This window comes from Bacillus sp. FSL R12-0074 (assembly GCF_038005725.1).
Lineage (GTDB): Bacteria > Bacillota > Bacilli > Bacillales > Bacillaceae_G > Bacillus_A > Bacillus_A mycoides.
The window spans coordinates 1,067,569-1,086,220 of the sequence record NZ_JBBOTR010000001.1; the positions used below are offsets into that span (position 1 = coordinate 1,067,569).

Below are 18,652 nucleotides of genomic sequence, written 5' to 3' on the forward strand. Positions count from 1 at the left end.
GATATGAAAGGGAAGGTGATAGTGTTGATGCAAAAATAAAGGACAGTACATATTGTATATGGCTACTATGTACTGTCCTCACTTATTTCTTTTGGATTATGAAAACTCATTACCTGTCTTGCTATAAATTTCATAGGCGAAATAACCAAATAAATAGCCTATTCCAGATCCTAAACTAATGGAAAGTAGTGAGGAATCCGGAAAAAACATACCGAAAATCAAACCAATCATACAGCCAACAAGCATTCCCATAGGTATGAAACTATCTAATAACAGTTGAGCTTTTTGAGATTTTTTCTTACCTAATTTTCCGTTCTTATATTTATGTTCCAATCTTTTAATTACAAATACTACAATTCCACCAACTATTACAACAGGCGCGATTGCCGAAATGAACCACATGTTAGAAGCTCCTTTCGTTTTTAATTAAATTACACCATATATTAACATTTTAAATTTAAGCGGAGACAAGATCTTCTGCATTTCTTTTCCTTTTATTCATGACTAAAGTTAATAGGAATAAAATGAAGCTTAAAAGTGCCATTATAATAAAAACTTGCGTATAACCATCAAAATAGTCACGAGCGATTCCTGCTAGGACAGGAATGAATCCGCCCATAATGTATCCTCCGGACTGCATCATAGCAGTCCATGCACTCGCATCTTCTGAAGTTTTTGTTTCATATAGCGGTAGCATGAGAGCGAGTGGAAATACGCCGCCGAGCCCGATACCTAGCAAAATAGAAGGGATCCATGGTGTAGTTAGTGGGTAAATCATAAGCGATAAACCTACGAGTACGAAGCATATACTCCCTAATAACCAAAGTGCGCGGTTTTTATAAATATCTGCTAATGTTGGAATTAAAAAGCTACATATCATTTGAATCACTGTAAAAACAGTTATAAGAGTACCCGCGTGTTCGCTACTCACACCCATACTTTGATTTGCCGGCGCAAGCCAAGTCGTAATGGAATAAAAGATTCCTGATTGTAGTCCGAAAAAGATTGTGAACAACCATGCTTTTTTATTTCTTAAAGGTAAACTATTATTCTTTTTATCTTGTGTACTCGTATTCTTTTTTCGTTTCATAACCGGATACCAAAATATAATAGCGATAATAGTAAGTACACCCCAAAAAGCGAGTGCCATATTCCAATCGTCTTTTAATACATGTTGTAAAGGAATCGTTAACCCTGCACTTAAAGAAGCGCCAGTCCCCATACCTACTGAATATATTCCAATCATTAAGCCGATTTTCGTAGGGAATTTTTCTTTAATAAAACCTGATAGTAACGGACCTGCAAGTGCAATTCCAATGCCGATAAATAAAGAGCTCGCGAATAATGTGGAAATGGAAGAGGTAAAAGCCCTCATACATGTAGCAAAGCCAATTAAAATAAGACAAGCCATAATTGCTTTTTCTGCCCCATATTTTTTAATTACCTTCCCAGTCAGTAAGGCGAATGTCCCCATACAAAAAACAGGAATAGCTGTTAAAAAACTAACGGAAAAATTGCTTATATTTAAGTCTTGTCGGATGGTTTCTAATAAAGGTGAAATAGATGTAATTCCGATACGTAAATTAATGGAAACAAAAAATAGTGCTAGTATATACAAATAAGTTCGTCCTTGATGTTTCAATTTGATTTTCTCCTCTCATAAACATCAGATGTTATTGAGTATATCATCTGATGTTTAAGTGTAATATATAAGGAGCTTATTTCAGCTCCAAATTTTGAACGGCGTATGTTCGTGCCTCTTCGGCATTTTGTTTTAAAATAGCTTGGAATAATTTTTCATGAATTTCAGAGTTATCTTCATAGTTCACTGTATTTAATATTAATTGGCTTAAAATGTGGCGAAGGGCAGGTACGAAAGATTGATACAAATCAAGTAGAACTTCGTTTTTGCTCGCCTTTGCAATTGCTAGATGAAACTGAATGTCTGCATCTATGTATGCTACATAATTTCCTTCTTGAAGGGCATGTTTTCTTTTATTCAAATGTCCTTTTAAGTATAAAAGATCTTCTTCACTTCGGCGCTGTGCCGCTAACATCGCTACTTCTTTATCTAACATATTTCTTGCTTCATACACATGATTAATATTAGCTGCTTGCAGTCGTTTTTCAAATGAATCTTGCGTTGTATTGAGTGAGACAATACGAGTACCTTGTCCTTGTCGAACCTCTAATATGCCAGCATGTACTAATATCTTTATGCTTTCTCGCAGCGTTGAACGTCCTACTCCTAACTCTTCCATTAATTGCGGCTCTGTAGGGAGGCGATCGCCAACTTCATACTCGCCAGAAAAGATTTTCTCTTGTAGACGTTCCAACACTTCATCGACTAATTTCCGCCGAGAAACTTTTGAAAAAGATTTCTTTTCGTTTATATTCATCTGCTCATCTCCTGTTATATTCGCTTTTATGATAACCAATTTAAGTTCTGTTGACAATGTTATTTTTTAGGTAGTGGAAGCCGGGATACTAAAATAGGGTTTATAAGACATAAAAAAATCTATTTTGAAAAAATCAATCAAAATAGATCTTTCAATAGCATTTACTAACTCGTCAAAAACACTTTCCCCTTCGTTTTCTCAGCAGACTGCACGACATCAACCGCTGTTTTCACATCCGCTAAGTCATATGTAGAATGTACCGTCATAAAACGTAATTGCTTATTTTCCACTAGGCGAATTAAGTGACGAAACGTTTCTTGCCATTTATATGGTGATACTTCTTTATTCCAATGTCGTAAATGAAATATATTCGCGTGCACCTTTGCTTTCGTGACAATCTCTGACCAGTTTACTTGTATACCTGATAGAAGGCCGATAGTTAAAAAGCGCCCATTTGGACGTAAGGAGAAAGCTAATTCATTTCCATCCGGTCCCCCGATAGAATCAATCGCTGCATCTGCACCAAGCCCGTTTGTTAATTCCATAACGGTTTCATAAAGCGGGGCAGTGGAAGTATCAATTACATATTCGGCACCGAGGCGCAGTAATTCTTCTGTATGCTTATTATTTCTCGTAACAGCAATTAATCGGAAGTTTAAAATTTGTGATAACTGAGCAAAAAGATGCCCAATAGCGGATCCACAAGCATTCACTAATAAAACATCATTTTGTTTTAAGTTTAGCGTTTCTGTGCATGTGACCCACGCCGTAAGGGGATTAATATACATTTGTGCCGCTGTGAAATCATCGATGGAATCAGGAATAGGAACTACAAAATCAGCTGATGTTGTAACGAACTCTTGCCAAGTACCTTCTCCGCGTAAAGGTAAAACACGTTTACCGATAAGATCTCTAGTAACGCCCGCGCCTACATCTTCTACAATACCAACACCTTCATAACCAGGGATGTTAGGTAAAGGGATTCTATGTGCATACGCTCCGGTTACGGGAATTAAGTCAGATGGATTAATCGGTCTAACTAACATACGAACTAAAACTTCATTATCTTTTAATGGTTCTATATTTTTATATTCAACTTGTAATACATCTTTTGGGTGACCAAACTCATGAAATTGAATGTATTTTCCGTGCAAGATAAACGTTCCCCCTTAGTTTGATTGGGTTAATTATAGCATTTTTGGTTTAAATGATTATTTCATTAGCACTAAATAAAAGGGAACAGAAAGTCGTCGTTTATACTTTGAGGAGATTTTGATTGTGCAAACTTTTAAAATATACATTAATTATGTAGCATTGTATGGATTGCTGAATAATAATCTTACATAAACATCAATGCATTTCGATATACAATATTTCATATTTGTATTTGGTAATGAGGATGAAGAGGAATCAGTGACTTATCCCGCTATTTGTGGGAGTCGGGCTGTATGTAAAAGCCTTCACTTTATCAAAATGTAAGTTGCATCTTGTATAATGTAATAGTGGAGGTCAGATATGAAAAAAATAAGTTTAAATATAGATTTGGATACAAATGTATTGGAAGTGGTATTTATTCCAAGAAGGTTTATTATTTTATGGGTTACACTCGTATATATAGCTTCAATGCTTTTAGAATTTCGTAATAATATTTTCTCTATGGATAGTTTTTTCTTTACAATAGTCATTGTTATTCATACTATTTTTCATTGGTATGCGAGTTCATTAAAAAATAGGCAATTGTTGTACTTCTTTTTTGTACAACTTTTCATTGTGTTTTTGGCTGCATTTATTGCAACAAATGCTTCGATAGCGATTTTTGTTGGATTAACTCCTATTTTAATCGCCCAAAGTTTATATGTTTATAACAATATATTTAAAGTAATGGCATTTTTTACTCTTATGTATGCAATATTTTGTGCTGCAATTAGTATCAATTATGGTGTGAATAAATTAGCTATTCTTATCTCTATGTTTCTTTTAGTGTTAGCAATTATTATTCCTTTTTCTTATATTAATAAGCAGCAATTTGATGCACGTAATCGTATACAAAGCTATATTCAAGAGTTAGAGTCTGCATATATGAGAGTGGAAGAATTGACATTAGCTAATGAAAGGCAGCGTATGGCAAGGGATTTACATGATACGTTAGCGCAAGGTTTAGCAAGCTTAATTATGCAATTGGAAGCGATAGATGCCCATATGCAAAAAGGGAATACAGGACGATCTCAAGAGATTATGAAACAAACTATGATAAGAGCGAGACAAACTTTACATGATGCAAGGTTGGTTATTGATGATTTGCGTCATACTACTAATTCATTTAATGGAGCAGTAAAAGAAGAGATTCAACGTTTTTCTGAAGCTACGTCTATACATGTGAGATTTACTATCCAAAGTCCACCGTATATTTCAAGCGTAGTAAAAGAGCACTGCTTATATGTAATTAGTGAATGTTTAACGAATATCGCAAAACATTCACAGGCAGCAGATGTAAATTTAAATGTTGAATATATCGATAACATTGAAAAACTTACTATAGAAGTTGAAGATAATGGAATTGGGTTTGACACTGGATATATCGGTAAGAATCCTGGACATTATGGTTTAATTGGTCTAAATGAGCGTGTTCGATTGATTAAGGGAGAAATACATATATTGAGTGAAAAGATGAAAGGTACGAAAGTGTATATTCAAGTGCCTATAAATAAAGAAGGAGATAGCCATGAAACATAACGTATTAATTGTAGATGATCATTTCGTTGTAAGAGAAGGTCTGAAATTAATAATAGAAACGAGTGATTCATTTCAAATTATAGGTGAGGCTGCAAACGGAGAAGAAGCCCTTTCTTTCATAGAAAAGAAGAAACCTGATGTCATTTTAATGGATTTGAATATGCCTAAAATGAGTGGTTTAGAAACAATTGAGGCTTTGAATGAAAAACAAAACCATACGCCGATTATTATATTAACTACTTATAACGAAGATGAATTAATGTTAAAGGGAATTGAGTTAGGGGCAAAAGGATATTTGCTAAAAGATACGGATCGTGAGAATTTGTTTCGAACATTGGAAGCGGCTATTCGAGGTGAGATTTTACTACAACCAAATATTATGGAAAAGATAGTGAAGTATAAAAGGAAAGAAGTACATGCTGATAAGGTTGCAGAAAATAACTTAACGGTTAAAGAATTGTTTGTGCTGAAAGCTATTGCGCGCGGATATAAGAATAAAGAAATTGCATTTGATATGGGAATAGCTGAGCGAACGGTAAAAGCATATTTAACAAATATATACAATAAATTAGGTGTTAATTCACGGTCAGAAGCAGTAGCTGTATCTATTGAAAGGAAGTTAATTCATTTTTAAAACATTATATATGCCCAATCGTACATTATAGGCTTGCCCTTTTGTACGATTTTTTTATTTCTTTCTCATGTTATGCTTCAGAAAGTATGAGAGATTTAAGAACAATCTAATTGCATTACAATTATAGACGTTTCTAATGTAGGAAAGGAAGAAGAATAATTAAATGGAAACTTTGCTTTTAATTCCTGTATTAATTTTCTTTATTTGGCTGCAAAGCAAACAAAGAAAAATAAACTGGATAGATATTATAACTTTTCTCATGATGATAGGGATTATTACTTATACGGCGCCGCAACCAATAACTAAGGATTTACAAGCAGAGCTACTGGCAGTTACGCTTTTTTCTTTTGCTATTGGTGTTTGGCAAGGTGGGGGAATTACAGTCTGTTATGAGGATGAAATTTTATATATTACAAATGGAAAACAGTATTCCATTTCATGGATTCTCTTAATAATTGGCAACATAATTATTATTAATATATTTGAAGGTGGATTTACATTTAATGGATCGTGGTTTCTTTTGTGTGGTGTTGTCATTACATCTGGGGTGAAAAACAGTATTCTATGTGTTCTGTACAAATTAACAGTGCGAAATTGAATGGAAAACCAAAGCTGTTTTCTTTTACCCCAACATAAAACGTATTGCTGTAAGTTCATTAAAAGACCGTAGTTGATAAAAAATGAGATGGAAGTATTGGAAGAATGGGGGAGTTAACGTAGATGTTTCTACCTATTACTACATTTGATAGGTTTAGTTGGCTGGGGAATGTTGCTTTCTCTTCAGAAAAGACTAGTAGGAATCGAGCGCTATCGAGGGCTGAAGAAAGAGATGTTAATTTGTGTAATAAGAACTGTATAGGTTCAGTTAATAATATGCATCAAAAAATAACGATAGATTCTGTGGAATATGGTGATAATTGTGTATTGGGCCGTGCAGAACCTCATTCAACAATTGTCATAACGAGTGGCGATATGTATGTTGGAAGCGGACCGGTTAATAAGTATGGAGAATTTAAAATATATACAAATGATTATCTGGAAGAGTATTCGGTAATAGAGATTCAGTTGATAATGGGCGGTTTCTATCAAGGAAGTATAACGGTAAAGTTAAGGTATGATGATTTCCTTTTTATTTAGTAAATAAAAAGGAAGCAACCGTAGTCGCTTCCTACATCTATTAAGCCGAAGCTTTCTTCATTCTCTCAAGTAAACTAGATAAAATATGTGTACGATAAGATTCTAGTTTTTTACCTTCGTAAGTACGAATCCCTAATTTTTTAAGTTCTTTTACATACCAACCTTTGCTTCCGAAATACATGTGATCGCTCCCCTTCAACTTTGTTTATTTGTCCTGATTGTACTTGGAGGTACGGGTAATATAATGAAGGAAATGAATTTCGCGCGAAAATGGTTAACTTTGTTGCAAAAGACATATATACTAAGGATAGTATACAACGAGGTGGGCAAGACGTGATTATAGAGAAGCACGAAATTCAAATTGACCAAATTACGAGCGGTAAAGTGAATATCTTTACTTTCTATAGAAATAGAAAGCAAGTTGATGATCATTTTTTACGATTACAAGAACCATCGCTTACAGCAAACTACTTCTTCCATTTTCATTTTGATGCAGAGAGCTTGCATCTTCTGCAGGAAGAGTTTCCAGGCGTATATCCGTACGACCGTAGTGACACGATTCACGACTGGACGGAAAAGATGAAAGCGGAATTGCAACATCAGATCCAAACAGGTAAATGGAATAAACGCGTACGTATCGGTAATCGCATTCTAGATGTGGTGTTTACGTGGTGTGACGAAGATATAGTAGAGTGAAAAAGAAGCGGATGACGCTTCTTTTTTTAGCGCTGGAATAAAACGAGCTTACCTGCAGAAGATGTGCAGCGATGTGTTTTTTCGTACAATCCTTTTTCTTGTAAAATAGATTCACCTTTTGCTTTCGCTTCTTTTTCAGTTGCTGCCTCGAATGATTCGTCTAATGCTTTAGAACCATCTTTTTCAAAGACTGTTAGAACGTATACTCCCATGAAAATTCCCTCCAATAATTAAAATCAGAATCTTATAACTATTTTGGCATAAATCAATAGAATATGCAAAGAAATATATGACATTGCGTGGTAAAATAAAAGGAAAGTTTTATGAGCACTAGATTTACTATTCGTAGTAAAGTACGGAAAAAGAAAGGATCGTTATTTGTGAAACAAGTGAAGTTTATACATGCGGCTGATTTGCATTTGGATAGTCCGTTTAAAGGGATGGAAATGAATGTATCACAGTCTGTTTGGGAGAGAATGAAGCAGAGTACGTTTGAGTCGTTCGAGCGTATTGTTGATAAAGCGATTCAAGAGCGCGTTGATTTCGTATTACTAGCTGGGGATTTGTATGATGCGGAGACGAGAAGTTTGAGAGCGCAAGTGTTTGTGCGTGAGCAAATGAAGAGACTTTCGCAGTACGATATTTCCGTTTTTATTATTCACGGTAACCACGATCATTTAGGAGGAAGCTGGGCAGCAATTGAGTTTCCGGAAAATGTTCATGTGTTTACAGAGCCTTATGTAGAAGCGAAATCATTTTATAAAAATGGTGAGCTTGTAGCTTCTATTTACGGGTTTAGTTATTTGCAGCAAGCGGTAACGGATAATATGACAGTGCAGTATACGAAAATGAGTGATGCGCCTTTTCATATTGGAATGCTTCACGGAAGTGTGGAAGGGGATGCAGAGCATAATCGCTATGCACCGTTTCAAATTCGTGAGCTGAAGGAAAAGCAGTTTGATTATTGGGCTCTTGGTCATATACATAAACGTGAAATTTTATCAGAAGAGCCGTACATTATTTATCCAGGTAATATACAAGGGCGTCATCGTAAGGAAACAGGGGAAAAGGGTGCGTACCTTATTGAACTCACGAAACAAGGATCGCATTGTTCATTTTTCCATACGGCGGATGTAGTGTGGGATGAGATTGAAGTTAGTATCGATGGACTTGAAACTGTTGATGATCTTATGACGAGCGCGTCAACTGCGATGAATGAATGCAGAAGAGAAGAGGAAGGCACACTTTTAACTGTCGTATTTACAGGACAGGGGCCACTTTCTCCTTATTTGCGTGAAGACAAGCGCGTGGAAGAGATTTTTCATATTTTAGCAGCTGGCGAAGAGCGAAAAGACTTTGTGTATGCGATGAAGTGGAAAAATGAGACGGTTTCTTTTGCGGAAATTGAACGTTTGAAAGAAGAAAATCATTTCGTCGGTAGTGTGCTGAAAGAGTTAGAAGCTTTCACAAATATGGACGGAGTATTGCGCACCATTTGGACATCTCCTGTAGCACGTAATAGCATTGAAGCTTTTACGGAAGAAGAGAAGAAAGAGATTCAAAAGGAAGCGGAAAATATTATTTTAGAGCAATTATTCCAGCAAGAGAGGGATAAAAAATGAGAATTGAAAAACTCCATATTTATGGCTATGGAAAACTAGAAAATGTGGAAATGGATCTTTCATTGCTGACGGTGTTGTACGGTGAAAATGAAGCGGGTAAATCGACAATTCGCTCGTTTATGAAAAGTATTTTATTCGGTTTTCCGACGAGAGGACAGCGCCGTTATGAGCCGAAAGAAGGCGGGAAGTACGGCGGAGCGGTCACTGTACAAACAGAGAAGTACGGTCGTTTGAAAATTGAACGATTGCCAAAGACGGCAGTTGGTGAGGTGACCTTTTATTTTGAAGACGGGAAAACTGGCGGCGAAGATATTTTAAACGATATATTAAGCGGTGTGAATGAAAGCTTATTTGATTCTGTTTTTTCATTTGATATGCATGGTTTGCAAAATATTCATCAGCTCGGCGAAGCGGATATCGGTAATTATTTATTTTCGGCAAGTGCAGTCGGAAGCGATGCGTTATTGCAGTTAGATAAAAAATTAGAAAAAGAAATGAATCAGCGCTTTAAGCCGAGTGGTCGTAATCCTGAAATTAACGTGTCACTGCAAGAGATGAAGAAAATTGAGGAAAAGATGAAAGAGTGGCAAGGGAAGATTGGCACGTATGAAAAACAGGTCGAGCAGTTAAAAGAAAGTGAAGAGAAACTTGCTTCTGTTCGTGCGGAGAAAGAGTCAGCCGAAAAACGAAAGCAAGACTATGAAATATTAGCGGCGCTTGAGCCTCTCGTTATTGAAAAGAGTGCGCACGAAAAAGTGTTAGAAAACGAGAACGGGCAGTTTCCTGTAAATGGGATGGCGCGCTATGAGGCGGTAAAGGCAAAGATAGAACCGCTGCAAGTACAAGTAGATTCGCTTCAAAAAAAGATAGAAACAGTGCAATCAGAAATTGATTCCACAGAAATAGATGAAGTATTTTTACAAAAAGAAAGTTACGTAGAAGAACTTCGTATGCAGCATATGTCTTATGAAAATGCACGCCAAGAAATGCGTGATATGACGGGAAGTATTGCGAATATAAAAGAAGAAATCGCAGAACTACAGCAACAAATTGGCGCTACTTTTGAACAAGAGACTGTTCTGTCATTTGATATAAGTTTAGCGACGAAAGAATTAATTACACAAACGGTGCAAAAAGCGAGAGAGTTAGAAACGCAAAAAACGCAGCTTGATGAACGTTTCAAAACGGCTCAGGAGCAATTAGAAGAGCAAGAAGAAAATACAAGACAAATAAGTCAGCAAATGTTAGCTGATGAAGAACGAAATACGTTAGTTGAGAGAGAAAAATCATTTCAAGATGCGGCGTTTATCGGTATGGGCGCAGAGAGAATGAAGCGCAAGTATGAGGAAAAAGCAGGAGCGGCTATGCAAAAGAAAAAACAGTGGCAGAGAGTTTGTCTGCTGTTACTTCTTATTAACACGCTTGTTTTATTCACGAGTCTATTTATAGATAACCGCGCGCTATTATTTATTAGTGTCATTGTTTTTGTAGGGATTGTTTTAGCACTCGTTTTATATAAAGATCCTTCGGGTGGATTACAAGAAGAGCTCCTTACTCTTCAGCAAAGTGCTGGCGGGCGTCAAAGTGAAGAGGCGATGTCTGTGCGTTATCAGCTAGAAAAAGATGAAGAGATTCGTAAGCTATTTGAGCGTGAGTCATATAAGTTACAGCAAATGGAACGAGCTTATGATAAAGTCGTTTCATCGTATGAAGAATGGGAGAGAGAAACTTTCCAAATAGGAGAACAAGTAGATGCGTATAAAACGCGCTATATGTTCCCAGAATTTTATACGTATGCGCACATATTGCCGGCGTTTGAGCGTATTGAAAAAATGCAGCAATTATATCGTGATTTAGAGAAGCAAAGTAAGCGGAAATCTTCATTATATGAAATGATTTCGCACTTTGAGCATAAACTAGAAACTGTTATCGGTAGCACGGAGTATAGCAATTTGCATGAGGCGCAAAGTCGTATGCAAAACGAGAAAGAGAAGCGCCAAACTTGTAAGCAGCTGAAAGAGAAGCTGGCGGAATGGCAAGAAGAATATGAGTTCATGCAAGAGCAATTAAAACAACTACTAGTAGAGCGAGATGGGTTATGGCATATCGCAGAATCTACAGATGAAGAGATGTTTTTAGAAGCAGGAAAATTGGCAGAGAAACGTGAAGACGCGGATAAGCAAGTGGGGCGTTTATTACCTCAAATTGATTTGTTAGAACAGCGCTTAACGAGTTTGTCATTAGCTGAGCATTATGAGGCTGACGGTTATGATGAAAAATTAAAGCAAGAAATTACAGCCGCGCAAAGCTGTCTGGCGCAAGAGAAAGAACTGACAGAGCGTATTGCGAAGCATCGAATAGAAATTGCGAATTTAGAAGAAGGCAGTACGTATGGTGATTTACTACATGAGTGGGAAATGAAAAAAGCGCAAGTGCGCGAACAAGTGAAGAAGTGGGCTGCATATGCGGCCGCAAAGACAGTGCTAACGAAAACGAAGCAGTATTATCATGAAGTGCATCTTCCTCGTATTTTACAAAAATCTGAAGAGTATTTCGTATATTTAACGGGCGGGAGATATAGTAAAATATTCTCACCGTCAGAAGCGGAACCTTTCATTGTCGAGCGTAATGATGGTATGCGTTTTTACAGTCATGAACTGAGCCAAGCGACAGCGGAGCAGTTATATTTATCGTTACGATTTGCATTAGCAAAAACGTTTGAGCATGATTATCCATTTATTATTGATGATAGTTTCGTGCATTTTGATGCGGTAAGGACGAATCGAACGATTGAACTTATAAAGGAAATTGCGAAAGATAGACAAGTAATCTTCTTTACGTGCCATGCACATCTACTCACGTATTTTACAGAAAATGAGATTATAAAATTAACACGTAAGCGTAAAGAAAACGAGTTGTAGTGTGCTATACTAATAATAATTGATTTGGTGGAGGAATTCGAATGAAAAAGAAAATTGCAGAATATGAAGTTGGTGAACAAGTCGATGTTTTCTTGTTAATTAAAACAGCGACAAAAGGTCTTGCAAGCAATGGCAAGCCATTTTTAACAGTAATCTTACAAGATCCAAGTGGAGATATTGAAGCGAAGTTATGGGATGTATCACCAGAAGTTGAGAAACAATATGTAGCGGAAACAATCGTTAAAGTAGCTGGAGATATTCTAAACTATAAAGGACGTATTCAATTACGTGTAAAACAAATTCGTGTTGCGAATGAGAATGAAGTAACGGACATCTCGGACTTTGTAGAAAAAGCTCCAATAAAAAAAGAAGATATGGTTGAGAAAATTACGCAATACATATTTGAAATGAGAAACCCGAACATACAGCGTCTAACAAGACATTTGTTAAATAAGCATCAAAACGAATTTTTAGAATATCCAGCAGCGACGAAAAATCATCACGAGTTCGTATCTGGACTAGCTTACCATGTTGTATCAATGTTAGATTTAGCGAAAGCTATCTCGGCTCTGTACCCATCGTTAGATAAAGACTTACTATATGCGGGCGTTATTTTACACGACCTTGGTAAAGTATTTGAGCTATCTGGCCCAATTTCTACAACGTATACGTTAGAAGGAAATTTACTAGGCCATATTTCTATCATGGTGAACGAAATTGGTAAAGCAGCAGACGAACTACAAATCGATGCAGAGGAAGTATTAATCCTTCAGCACATCGTCCTTTCCCATCACGGAAAAGCAGAATGGGGTAGTCCAAAACCACCATTAGTAAAAGAAGCAGAAATTCTGCACTACATCGATAACTTAGATGCAAAAATGAACATGATGGACCGCGCATTAGGACGCACAAAACCAGGTGAATACACAGAGCGCGTATTTGCTCTTGATAACCGTTCGTTCTATAAGCCGACGTTCCATAATTAAAATGATAAATAAAATGGCCTCATTAAGTGTTAATAAGCTTAATGAGGCTGTTTTTATAGGAAGTAAATAATACGATACAAAAAAATATCTCGAATTCAAGATAATTTACTTGCTTTTTAATCACTTGAGTTGTAAAGTGATAGTAACGAAAGTGATTGAGTCATATGAAAAACATACACTCAGTTGCTTTCGGTATACAAAATAAAGTAATTTATAAATGGATTCAGTGCAGCTTATTCAATAAAAAAATACGACTAAGCTATAAAAACATAATGAGCATAAATTGAAAAGTTAATAACCATATTATTTGTTGGAAATATTATTTTTTAGGCATCACTTGACTAGTAAAATGAAGCGGAGGAATTATCAATGTATGAAATTAAAGGGCATCATCACATTTCAATGGTTACAAAAAACGGAAGTGAGAATAACCATTTTTATAAAAACGTGCTAGGTTTACGTCGTGTGAAAATGACGGTAAACCAAGATGATCCGTCCATGTATCACTTATTTTACGGAGATAAAACAGGAAGTCCAGGTACAGAATTATCATTTTTTGAAATGCCTTTAGTAGGAAAAACGTACCGTGGTACAAATGCAATTACTCGAATTGGATTACTCGTTCCGTCAGACGAAAGCTTATATTACTGGAAAGAACGATTTGAAAAATTTGATGTAAAACATAGTGAAATGACAACATATGCAAATCGTTCTGCTTTGCAATTTGAGGATGCTGAAGGTCTTCGCCTCGTGCTACTCGTTTCAAACGGAGAAAAAGTAGAGCACTGGGAAACGTGGGAGAAATCAGAAGTTCCTGCTGAACATCAAATTCAAGGAATGGGTTCTGTGGAAATGACAGTGCGTAGACTTGATAAACTGGCGAGTACACTTACAGACATATTTGGTTATACAGAGATTAGCCGAAGCGATGAAGAAGCGATTTTCCAGTCTATAAAAGGAGAAGCTTTTGGAGAAATCGTTGTGAAATATTTAGATGGTCCTACTGAAAAGCCAGGCCGCGGTAGCATTCACCATTTAGCGATTCGCGTGAAAAACAGTGAAGAGCTTGCTTATTGGGAAGAACAGGTGATGCAAAAAGGTTTTCATTCTTCAGGCATTATCGATCGTTTCTACTTTAAAAGCTTATACTTCCGTGAATCAAACGGAATTTTATTTGAAATTGCGACAGATGGACCAGGATTTACAGTTGATGGAGATGTAGAGCATTTAGGAGAAAAACTTGATTTACCGCCGTTCTTAGAAGATCAGCGAGCAGAAATTGAAGCGAATTTAGCTCCAATTGAAGAGAAGTAATCAAAGAAAAAATAAATTTAGCATATAAATGAAAACTATTGGAGGAATATAAAATGAACCAATTAAAAGGAATTCACCACGTTACAGCAATTACAAGTAGTGCAGAAAAGAACTATGAATTTTTCACTTATATGTTAGGAATGCGTTTAGTTAAAAAAACAGTAAACCAAGATGATATTCAAACGTATCATTTATTCTTTGCAGATGATAAAGGTAGTGCAGGAACAGATATGACATTCTTTGACTTCCCAGGTGTTCCAAAAGGAGTACACGGTACAAATGAAATTTCAAAAACTTCATTCCGCGTTCCAACTGACGCAGCACTAGAGTATTGGGTGAAACGTTTTGACCGTCTTGAAGTAGAACATACAGGAATTAAAGAGCAATTTGGTAAGAAAACTCTTTCTTTCGTTGATTTTGATGATCAACACTATCAATTAATCTCTGATGAATTGGATAAAGGGATAGAATCAGGTACACCTTGGCAAGACGGGCCAGTCCCATTAGAATACGCAATTACTGGCTTAGGACCTGTATTTATTCGTATCGCGAACTTTAGTTATTTCAAAGAGGTGCTAGAAAAAGTTCTATTATTTAAAGAGATTGCTCAAGAAGGCGAATTCTACTTATTTGAAGTAGGTGAAGGTGGAAACGGTGCATCTGTCATTGTAGAACATAATACGGTTCTTCCTGAAGCACAACAAGGTTTTGGTACAGTGCATCATGCTGCATTCCGCGTAGAGGATCGCGCTGTATTAGAAGAGTGGATTGAGCGACTAAGTCGAGTTGGACTCCCTTCATCTGGTTATGTAAATCGTCACTTCTTTGAGTCATTATACGCAAGAGTTGCGCCACAAATTTTATTTGAATTTGCAACAGACGGCCCAGGGTTTATGGGAGATGAGCCATACGAAACACTTGGCGAAAAATTATCTTTACCTCCATTCCTAGAGCCAAAACGTGAAGAAATCGAAAAATTAGTTCGTCCGATTGATACAGTGAGAAGTACGAAGGAATTTATTAAAGAGTAAAAATAGAAATAATAAGTAGAAGAGCAAGTAGTTTTAGCGAATCGCTGGAATTGCTTGCTTTTTTATTTGGTCTATAAAATTTTCTGAAAAATGTTTCTCAAGTTTTTAAAATAGAAATATTTGGTATAATTCATTTGAATTATAAATTTTCTGACAATTATTTTTCAATACATAGAAAAGGGGTGATAATATACAATTTGAATAATTGTATAAATATCCTAATTTTGTAATTTTGGAGAAAAGGGGATGCGAAGGTATGGGAACAGATGTAGTAACGAAGGAGCAAATGAAACATTCTTTAGATAATTGGTATCGTGTAATGTTGCAGCAAAACATAGAGAAAGCTACGGAGATGAAAGAAGAGATTGGTAGTAAGATTAGTGGTTTGGAAGTGGATTCGGATGTATTGCTTTATCATGCGTTATTGAACTTCAGATATCAAGTTTTGAGTGATTGGGTTTCCATTAAAGAAGGTAGTTTTAATCAAGTGGAATCTTTTGAAGCTCCGCAAGAAGGTATGCTAGCGTATTGTTATCATTTGTTTAAAGCGCTTTATTTTAGAATGATTGAAAATTATGAGGAAGCTAGTAAAGAATTTGAACATGCAGAAACATTATTAAAATATATTCAAAATCCTTGCGAAAAAGCAGAATTTAATTATCGTTTAGGCGAATTTTACTATCATACGTATCAGGAAGTAAAAGCTATTCACCATATTCAAAAAGCAAAAGCAGAATTTTTAAATCATCCTGGGTATCAAATTAATGTTGCATTATGTGAAAATATATATGGTTTATGTTGCGTGGAATTAAAGCAATTTGAATTAGCAGAAGAAAGTTTTAATATTGCTTTAGATGTGTTCCAAAGAGTAAATCATAGAAAGTACGTTCTGATGATTAGAAACAATTTAGGTTGGTTATATGGTACTCAAAATCTATCTGATTTAGCAATTCGTCATGCCTCTGAAGTTGCTGAGAAATTACCTAAACATTATAAAGCGATTTTTACAGTGGCTGAAGAGTATTGTAAATTGGGTAAAACTGAGTTAGCAGAAAGATACATTGCATTGGGAATTGAAATATGTAATGAATTAAAAAATAGAGAATTTCAATATCGCTTTATGATATTGGAAAAATTAAATAAAGGCTCTAATGCGAATGAAATGGAGAAAATTATATTAGAAGGCATTGCGTACTTTGAAAGTAAAAATCTCTTAGAATGCGTAAAAGAATACAGTGAAAAATTAGCAATGCAATTTTATGAAGAAGATAATCATATCAAAGCAAGTAAATATTTTTATATAAATAATAAGGCGAATAAAAAATATTTAGAAAAGGGAGCTTTGAAATAATGAAAAAACTTAGTGGAGTAATAACTGGACTAGCACTTTTGGGGACTTTAGCGATAGGTTTAAACAGTTCTGCTGAATCAAATCAATACGCTTCTCGAGGAGACACAGGCGGAGCACCAGCAAGACCAGACTACGTTAATATTGATGACGGAGGAGCACCAGCAGATAATAGAGGCGATGGAGGAGCACCAGCTAACTTCAATAAAGGAGACGGCGGCGGTATTAGCAAGCAAGATTCACACGCTGATCATTTTTAAACTAAATAATAAAGTGAAGGGACCTCACAACGAGGTCCCTTTTCTTTTTACGGTTAAAAAGAATTGACTTACTTTAAATGTGTAACTATAATAGTTACAAAATAACCATTTGTAATAGAAATGAGTTATATTTTTTTGATATAATTGTAACTAAAGTGATTACAATTAAAAAAGAACATAAAACAACCAAAAAATGTAAAACCTTTAAATAGCAACATGAGAAAGGAGACGGGGATTTTGAAACGGTTTAAGTTTTATATGATTAGCGGTATTGTTCTTGTTTTATTAATAGTATGTAACTTCGTTGATAAGCCGATTGCGAAGGTTGAAGAAGTGAAAGATACTGTGATGATGAGGCTGAATACGAAAGAGAGTATGGCGCAGATTGATGGGCAGACGATTTATTTTAAGCAAATTGGTGAGGGGAAACCGCCTTTACTTATGCTTCACGGGTTCGGTGGTTCTTCAGATGGGTTTAATGATATTTATCCGGAACTTGTAAAGGACCATACGATTATTGCGGTTGATATTTTAGGGTTTGGGCGTTCTTCTAAACCAATTGATTTTCAGTATTCGTTTCCCACGCAAGTGAATTTATATTATAAGTTAATGAAGAAACTCGGATACGATCAATTCGCAGTACTTGGTCATTCGATGGGCGGAGAGATGTCTCTAAATTTAGCGTATTTATATCCGGATGCAGTAACGCATCTCGTTTTAGCGGATTCTACAGGAATAGAGTCTTTCCAGCAAAAAGAAAGTTATGAAGTGCCGCCAATATCGACAGACTTACAAACTGTAACAGAGATTACGGATTATAATAAAAATGAAGTGAAAAATAGTCGCGATGATAAAGAGCATTATGATCAGCTTACGAAAATGAGAGAGCGCCGCATTGCGATGGAAGCCGATAAAATTAAGGTACCGACTTTAATTATATGGGGACGACACGACAAGAGTGTTTCTTGGAAAAATGGTGAACTGTATCACGAGCTATTTGCAAATAGTACGTTCCATATCATTGAAAAAGGATACCACGCACCGTTTCGCCAGGAACCAATAGAGTTTATGGAATATGTACAAGCGTTCTTCGCGAAGAATCCACAATAAAATTTTAAGCATAAATCCACTTCTTTCCTCATAAAGTGAAACTAATAAGGCTTGTCTAAGGAAAGGGATGAACGAAAGTGGAAACTTTACCATGGTGGATTTATCTTGTAATCATTGGGATCGTATTGAGTGGCTACATGGTTTTATATACTTCGAAAAAAGAGCAAGAGATGGATAATGATTTTATCGAAAAAGAAGGCGAAGTATATATGAAGCGTCTAGAAGAAGAGCGAGAGAAACGGAATCAGGATAGTGATAAAGATTCGGTATTGCTTTAATAGAAATTTTGACAGGCTACCAACTAGTAGAACTTTACATCTAGCTGGTAGCCTTTTTTGCTGGAGGAGCAGTATATGTTCATCAAGCTAAGCTTATACAAGTTGAATTTTACATGTATACAATATTCATCATGAACTTTTATTGATGGTATTTATATATTTTTTTACTCATAAGAATGGAAC

Annotated in this window: 20 protein-coding genes; 14 read left to right on the forward strand and 6 right to left on the reverse strand. The window is 35.9% G+C overall.

The features are described from left to right. Nucleotides 1–96: 96 nt before the first annotated feature. The 4 genes from NSS97_RS05485 to NSS97_RS05500 form a co-directional block, all read right to left on the reverse strand. Nucleotides 97–402 (reverse strand): hypothetical protein, encoded by a 306-nt coding sequence (locus NSS97_RS05485; RefSeq protein ID WP_002188590.1) that lies wholly within the window; start codon nt 400–402, stop codon nt 97–99. A gap of 55 nt (nt 403–457) precedes the next feature. Then, nucleotides 458–1,642, reverse strand: coding sequence for an MFS transporter (locus NSS97_RS05490; RefSeq protein ID WP_107887131.1), 1,185 nt, complete (start codon nt 1,640–1,642; stop codon nt 458–460). A 76-nt stretch (nt 1,643–1,718) separates the two neighbouring features. Further along, on the reverse strand, nt 1,719–2,399 hold the full coding sequence (locus tag NSS97_RS05495; protein ID WP_016093163.1) for a FadR/GntR family transcriptional regulator: 681 nt from the start codon (nt 2,397–2,399) through the stop codon (nt 1,719–1,721). A gap of 164 nt (nt 2,400–2,563) precedes the next feature. Next, a complete protein-coding gene (locus tag NSS97_RS05500; protein ID WP_341111875.1) occupies nt 2,564–3,553 on the reverse strand; it encodes a zinc-dependent alcohol dehydrogenase family protein in 990 nt (329 codons plus the stop codon). A gap of 361 nt (nt 3,554–3,914) precedes the next feature. Between NSS97_RS05500 and NSS97_RS05505 the strand changes: the two genes are divergently transcribed. The 4 genes from NSS97_RS05505 to NSS97_RS05520 all read left to right on the forward strand — a co-directional run bounded on the left by NSS97_RS05505 (nt 3,915) and on the right by NSS97_RS05520 (nt 6,903). Next, nucleotides 3,915–5,132 (forward strand): histidine kinase, encoded by a 1,218-nt coding sequence (locus NSS97_RS05505; RefSeq protein ID WP_107887129.1) that lies wholly within the window; start codon nt 3,915–3,917, stop codon nt 5,130–5,132. Beyond that, complete coding sequence (locus NSS97_RS05510; RefSeq protein WP_002087211.1) at nt 5,122–5,766, forward strand: response regulator; 645 nt, start codon at nt 5,122–5,124, stop codon at nt 5,764–5,766. The genes NSS97_RS05505 and NSS97_RS05510 overlap by 11 nt, the downstream gene beginning before the upstream one ends. Before the next feature lie 163 nt (nt 5,767–5,929). Beyond that, nucleotides 5,930–6,364, forward strand: coding sequence for a hypothetical protein (locus tag NSS97_RS05515; RefSeq protein ID WP_016101665.1), 435 nt, complete (start codon nt 5,930–5,932; stop codon nt 6,362–6,364). Nucleotides 6,365–6,486: 122 nt separating this feature from the next. Further along, nucleotides 6,487–6,903, forward strand: a complete 417-nt coding sequence (locus tag NSS97_RS05520; RefSeq protein ID WP_002140696.1) for a hypothetical protein — start codon at nt 6,487–6,489, stop codon at nt 6,901–6,903. A gap of 40 nt (nt 6,904–6,943) precedes the next feature. Here NSS97_RS05520 and NSS97_RS05525 read toward each other — a convergent pair whose 3' ends face one another. After that, a complete protein-coding gene (locus tag NSS97_RS05525; RefSeq protein ID WP_000273535.1) occupies nt 6,944–7,084 on the reverse strand; it encodes a YflJ family protein in 141 nt (46 codons plus the stop codon). A gap of 152 nt (nt 7,085–7,236) precedes the next feature. Between NSS97_RS05525 and NSS97_RS05530 the strand changes: the two genes are divergently transcribed. Then, nucleotides 7,237–7,599, forward strand: coding sequence for a hypothetical protein (locus NSS97_RS05530; protein ID WP_002064091.1), 363 nt, complete (start codon nt 7,237–7,239; stop codon nt 7,597–7,599). A gap of 26 nt (nt 7,600–7,625) precedes the next feature. On the opposite strand, the gene NSS97_RS05535 is transcribed toward NSS97_RS05530, so the two are convergent. Further along, nucleotides 7,626–7,811 carry a YhzD family protein gene (locus NSS97_RS05535; RefSeq protein ID WP_000539551.1) on the reverse strand — a complete coding sequence of 62 codons (186 nt, stop codon included), beginning with the start codon at nt 7,809–7,811 and terminating at the stop codon, nt 7,626–7,628. Nucleotides 7,812–7,979: 168 nt separating this feature from the next. Here NSS97_RS05535 and NSS97_RS05540 point away from each other — a divergent pair, with 168 nt between their 5' ends. The 9 genes from NSS97_RS05540 to NSS97_RS05580 all read left to right on the forward strand — a co-directional run bounded on the left by NSS97_RS05540 (nt 7,980) and on the right by NSS97_RS05580 (nt 18,469). Continuing rightward, nucleotides 7,980–9,221, forward strand: a complete 1,242-nt coding sequence (locus tag NSS97_RS05540) for a metallophosphoesterase family protein (RefSeq protein ID WP_044444096.1) — start codon at nt 7,980–7,982, stop codon at nt 9,219–9,221. After that, nucleotides 9,218–12,142: an ATP-binding protein gene (locus tag NSS97_RS05545; protein WP_341111878.1), complete on the forward strand. Its 2,925-nt coding sequence runs from the start codon at nt 9,218–9,220 to the stop codon at nt 12,140–12,142. The genes NSS97_RS05540 and NSS97_RS05545 overlap by 4 nt, the downstream gene beginning before the upstream one ends. A gap of 41 nt (nt 12,143–12,183) precedes the next feature. Next, nucleotides 12,184–13,128, forward strand: coding sequence for a 3'-5' exoribonuclease YhaM (yhaM, locus tag NSS97_RS05550; protein WP_002150118.1), 945 nt, complete (start codon nt 12,184–12,186; stop codon nt 13,126–13,128). Between the two features lie 369 nt (nt 13,129–13,497). Then, a complete protein-coding gene (locus tag NSS97_RS05555; RefSeq protein WP_107887073.1) occupies nt 13,498–14,442 on the forward strand; it encodes a VOC family protein in 945 nt (314 codons plus the stop codon). 53 nt (nt 14,443–14,495) lie between these two features. Beyond that, nucleotides 14,496–15,473: a VOC family protein gene (locus NSS97_RS05560; RefSeq protein WP_107887072.1), complete on the forward strand. Its 978-nt coding sequence runs from the start codon at nt 14,496–14,498 to the stop codon at nt 15,471–15,473. Between the two features lie 256 nt (nt 15,474–15,729). Continuing rightward, nucleotides 15,730–16,824 carry a response regulator aspartate phosphatase gene (locus tag NSS97_RS05565; protein WP_088038732.1) on the forward strand — a complete coding sequence of 365 codons (1,095 nt, stop codon included), beginning with the start codon at nt 15,730–15,732 and terminating at the stop codon, nt 16,822–16,824. Beyond that, nucleotides 16,824–17,081 carry a Phr family secreted Rap phosphatase inhibitor gene (locus NSS97_RS05570; RefSeq protein WP_341111880.1) on the forward strand — a complete coding sequence of 86 codons (258 nt, stop codon included), beginning with the start codon at nt 16,824–16,826 and terminating at the stop codon, nt 17,079–17,081. The genes NSS97_RS05565 and NSS97_RS05570 overlap by 1 nt, the downstream gene beginning before the upstream one ends. Before the next feature lie 237 nt (nt 17,082–17,318). Further along, nucleotides 17,319–18,191, forward strand: coding sequence for an alpha/beta fold hydrolase (locus tag NSS97_RS05575; RefSeq protein WP_131929239.1), 873 nt, complete (start codon nt 17,319–17,321; stop codon nt 18,189–18,191). 77 nt (nt 18,192–18,268) lie between these two features. Then, nucleotides 18,269–18,469: a sporulation YhaL family protein gene (locus NSS97_RS05580; RefSeq protein WP_002087191.1), complete on the forward strand. Its 201-nt coding sequence runs from the start codon at nt 18,269–18,271 to the stop codon at nt 18,467–18,469. Nucleotides 18,470–18,652: the final 183 nt, after the last annotated feature.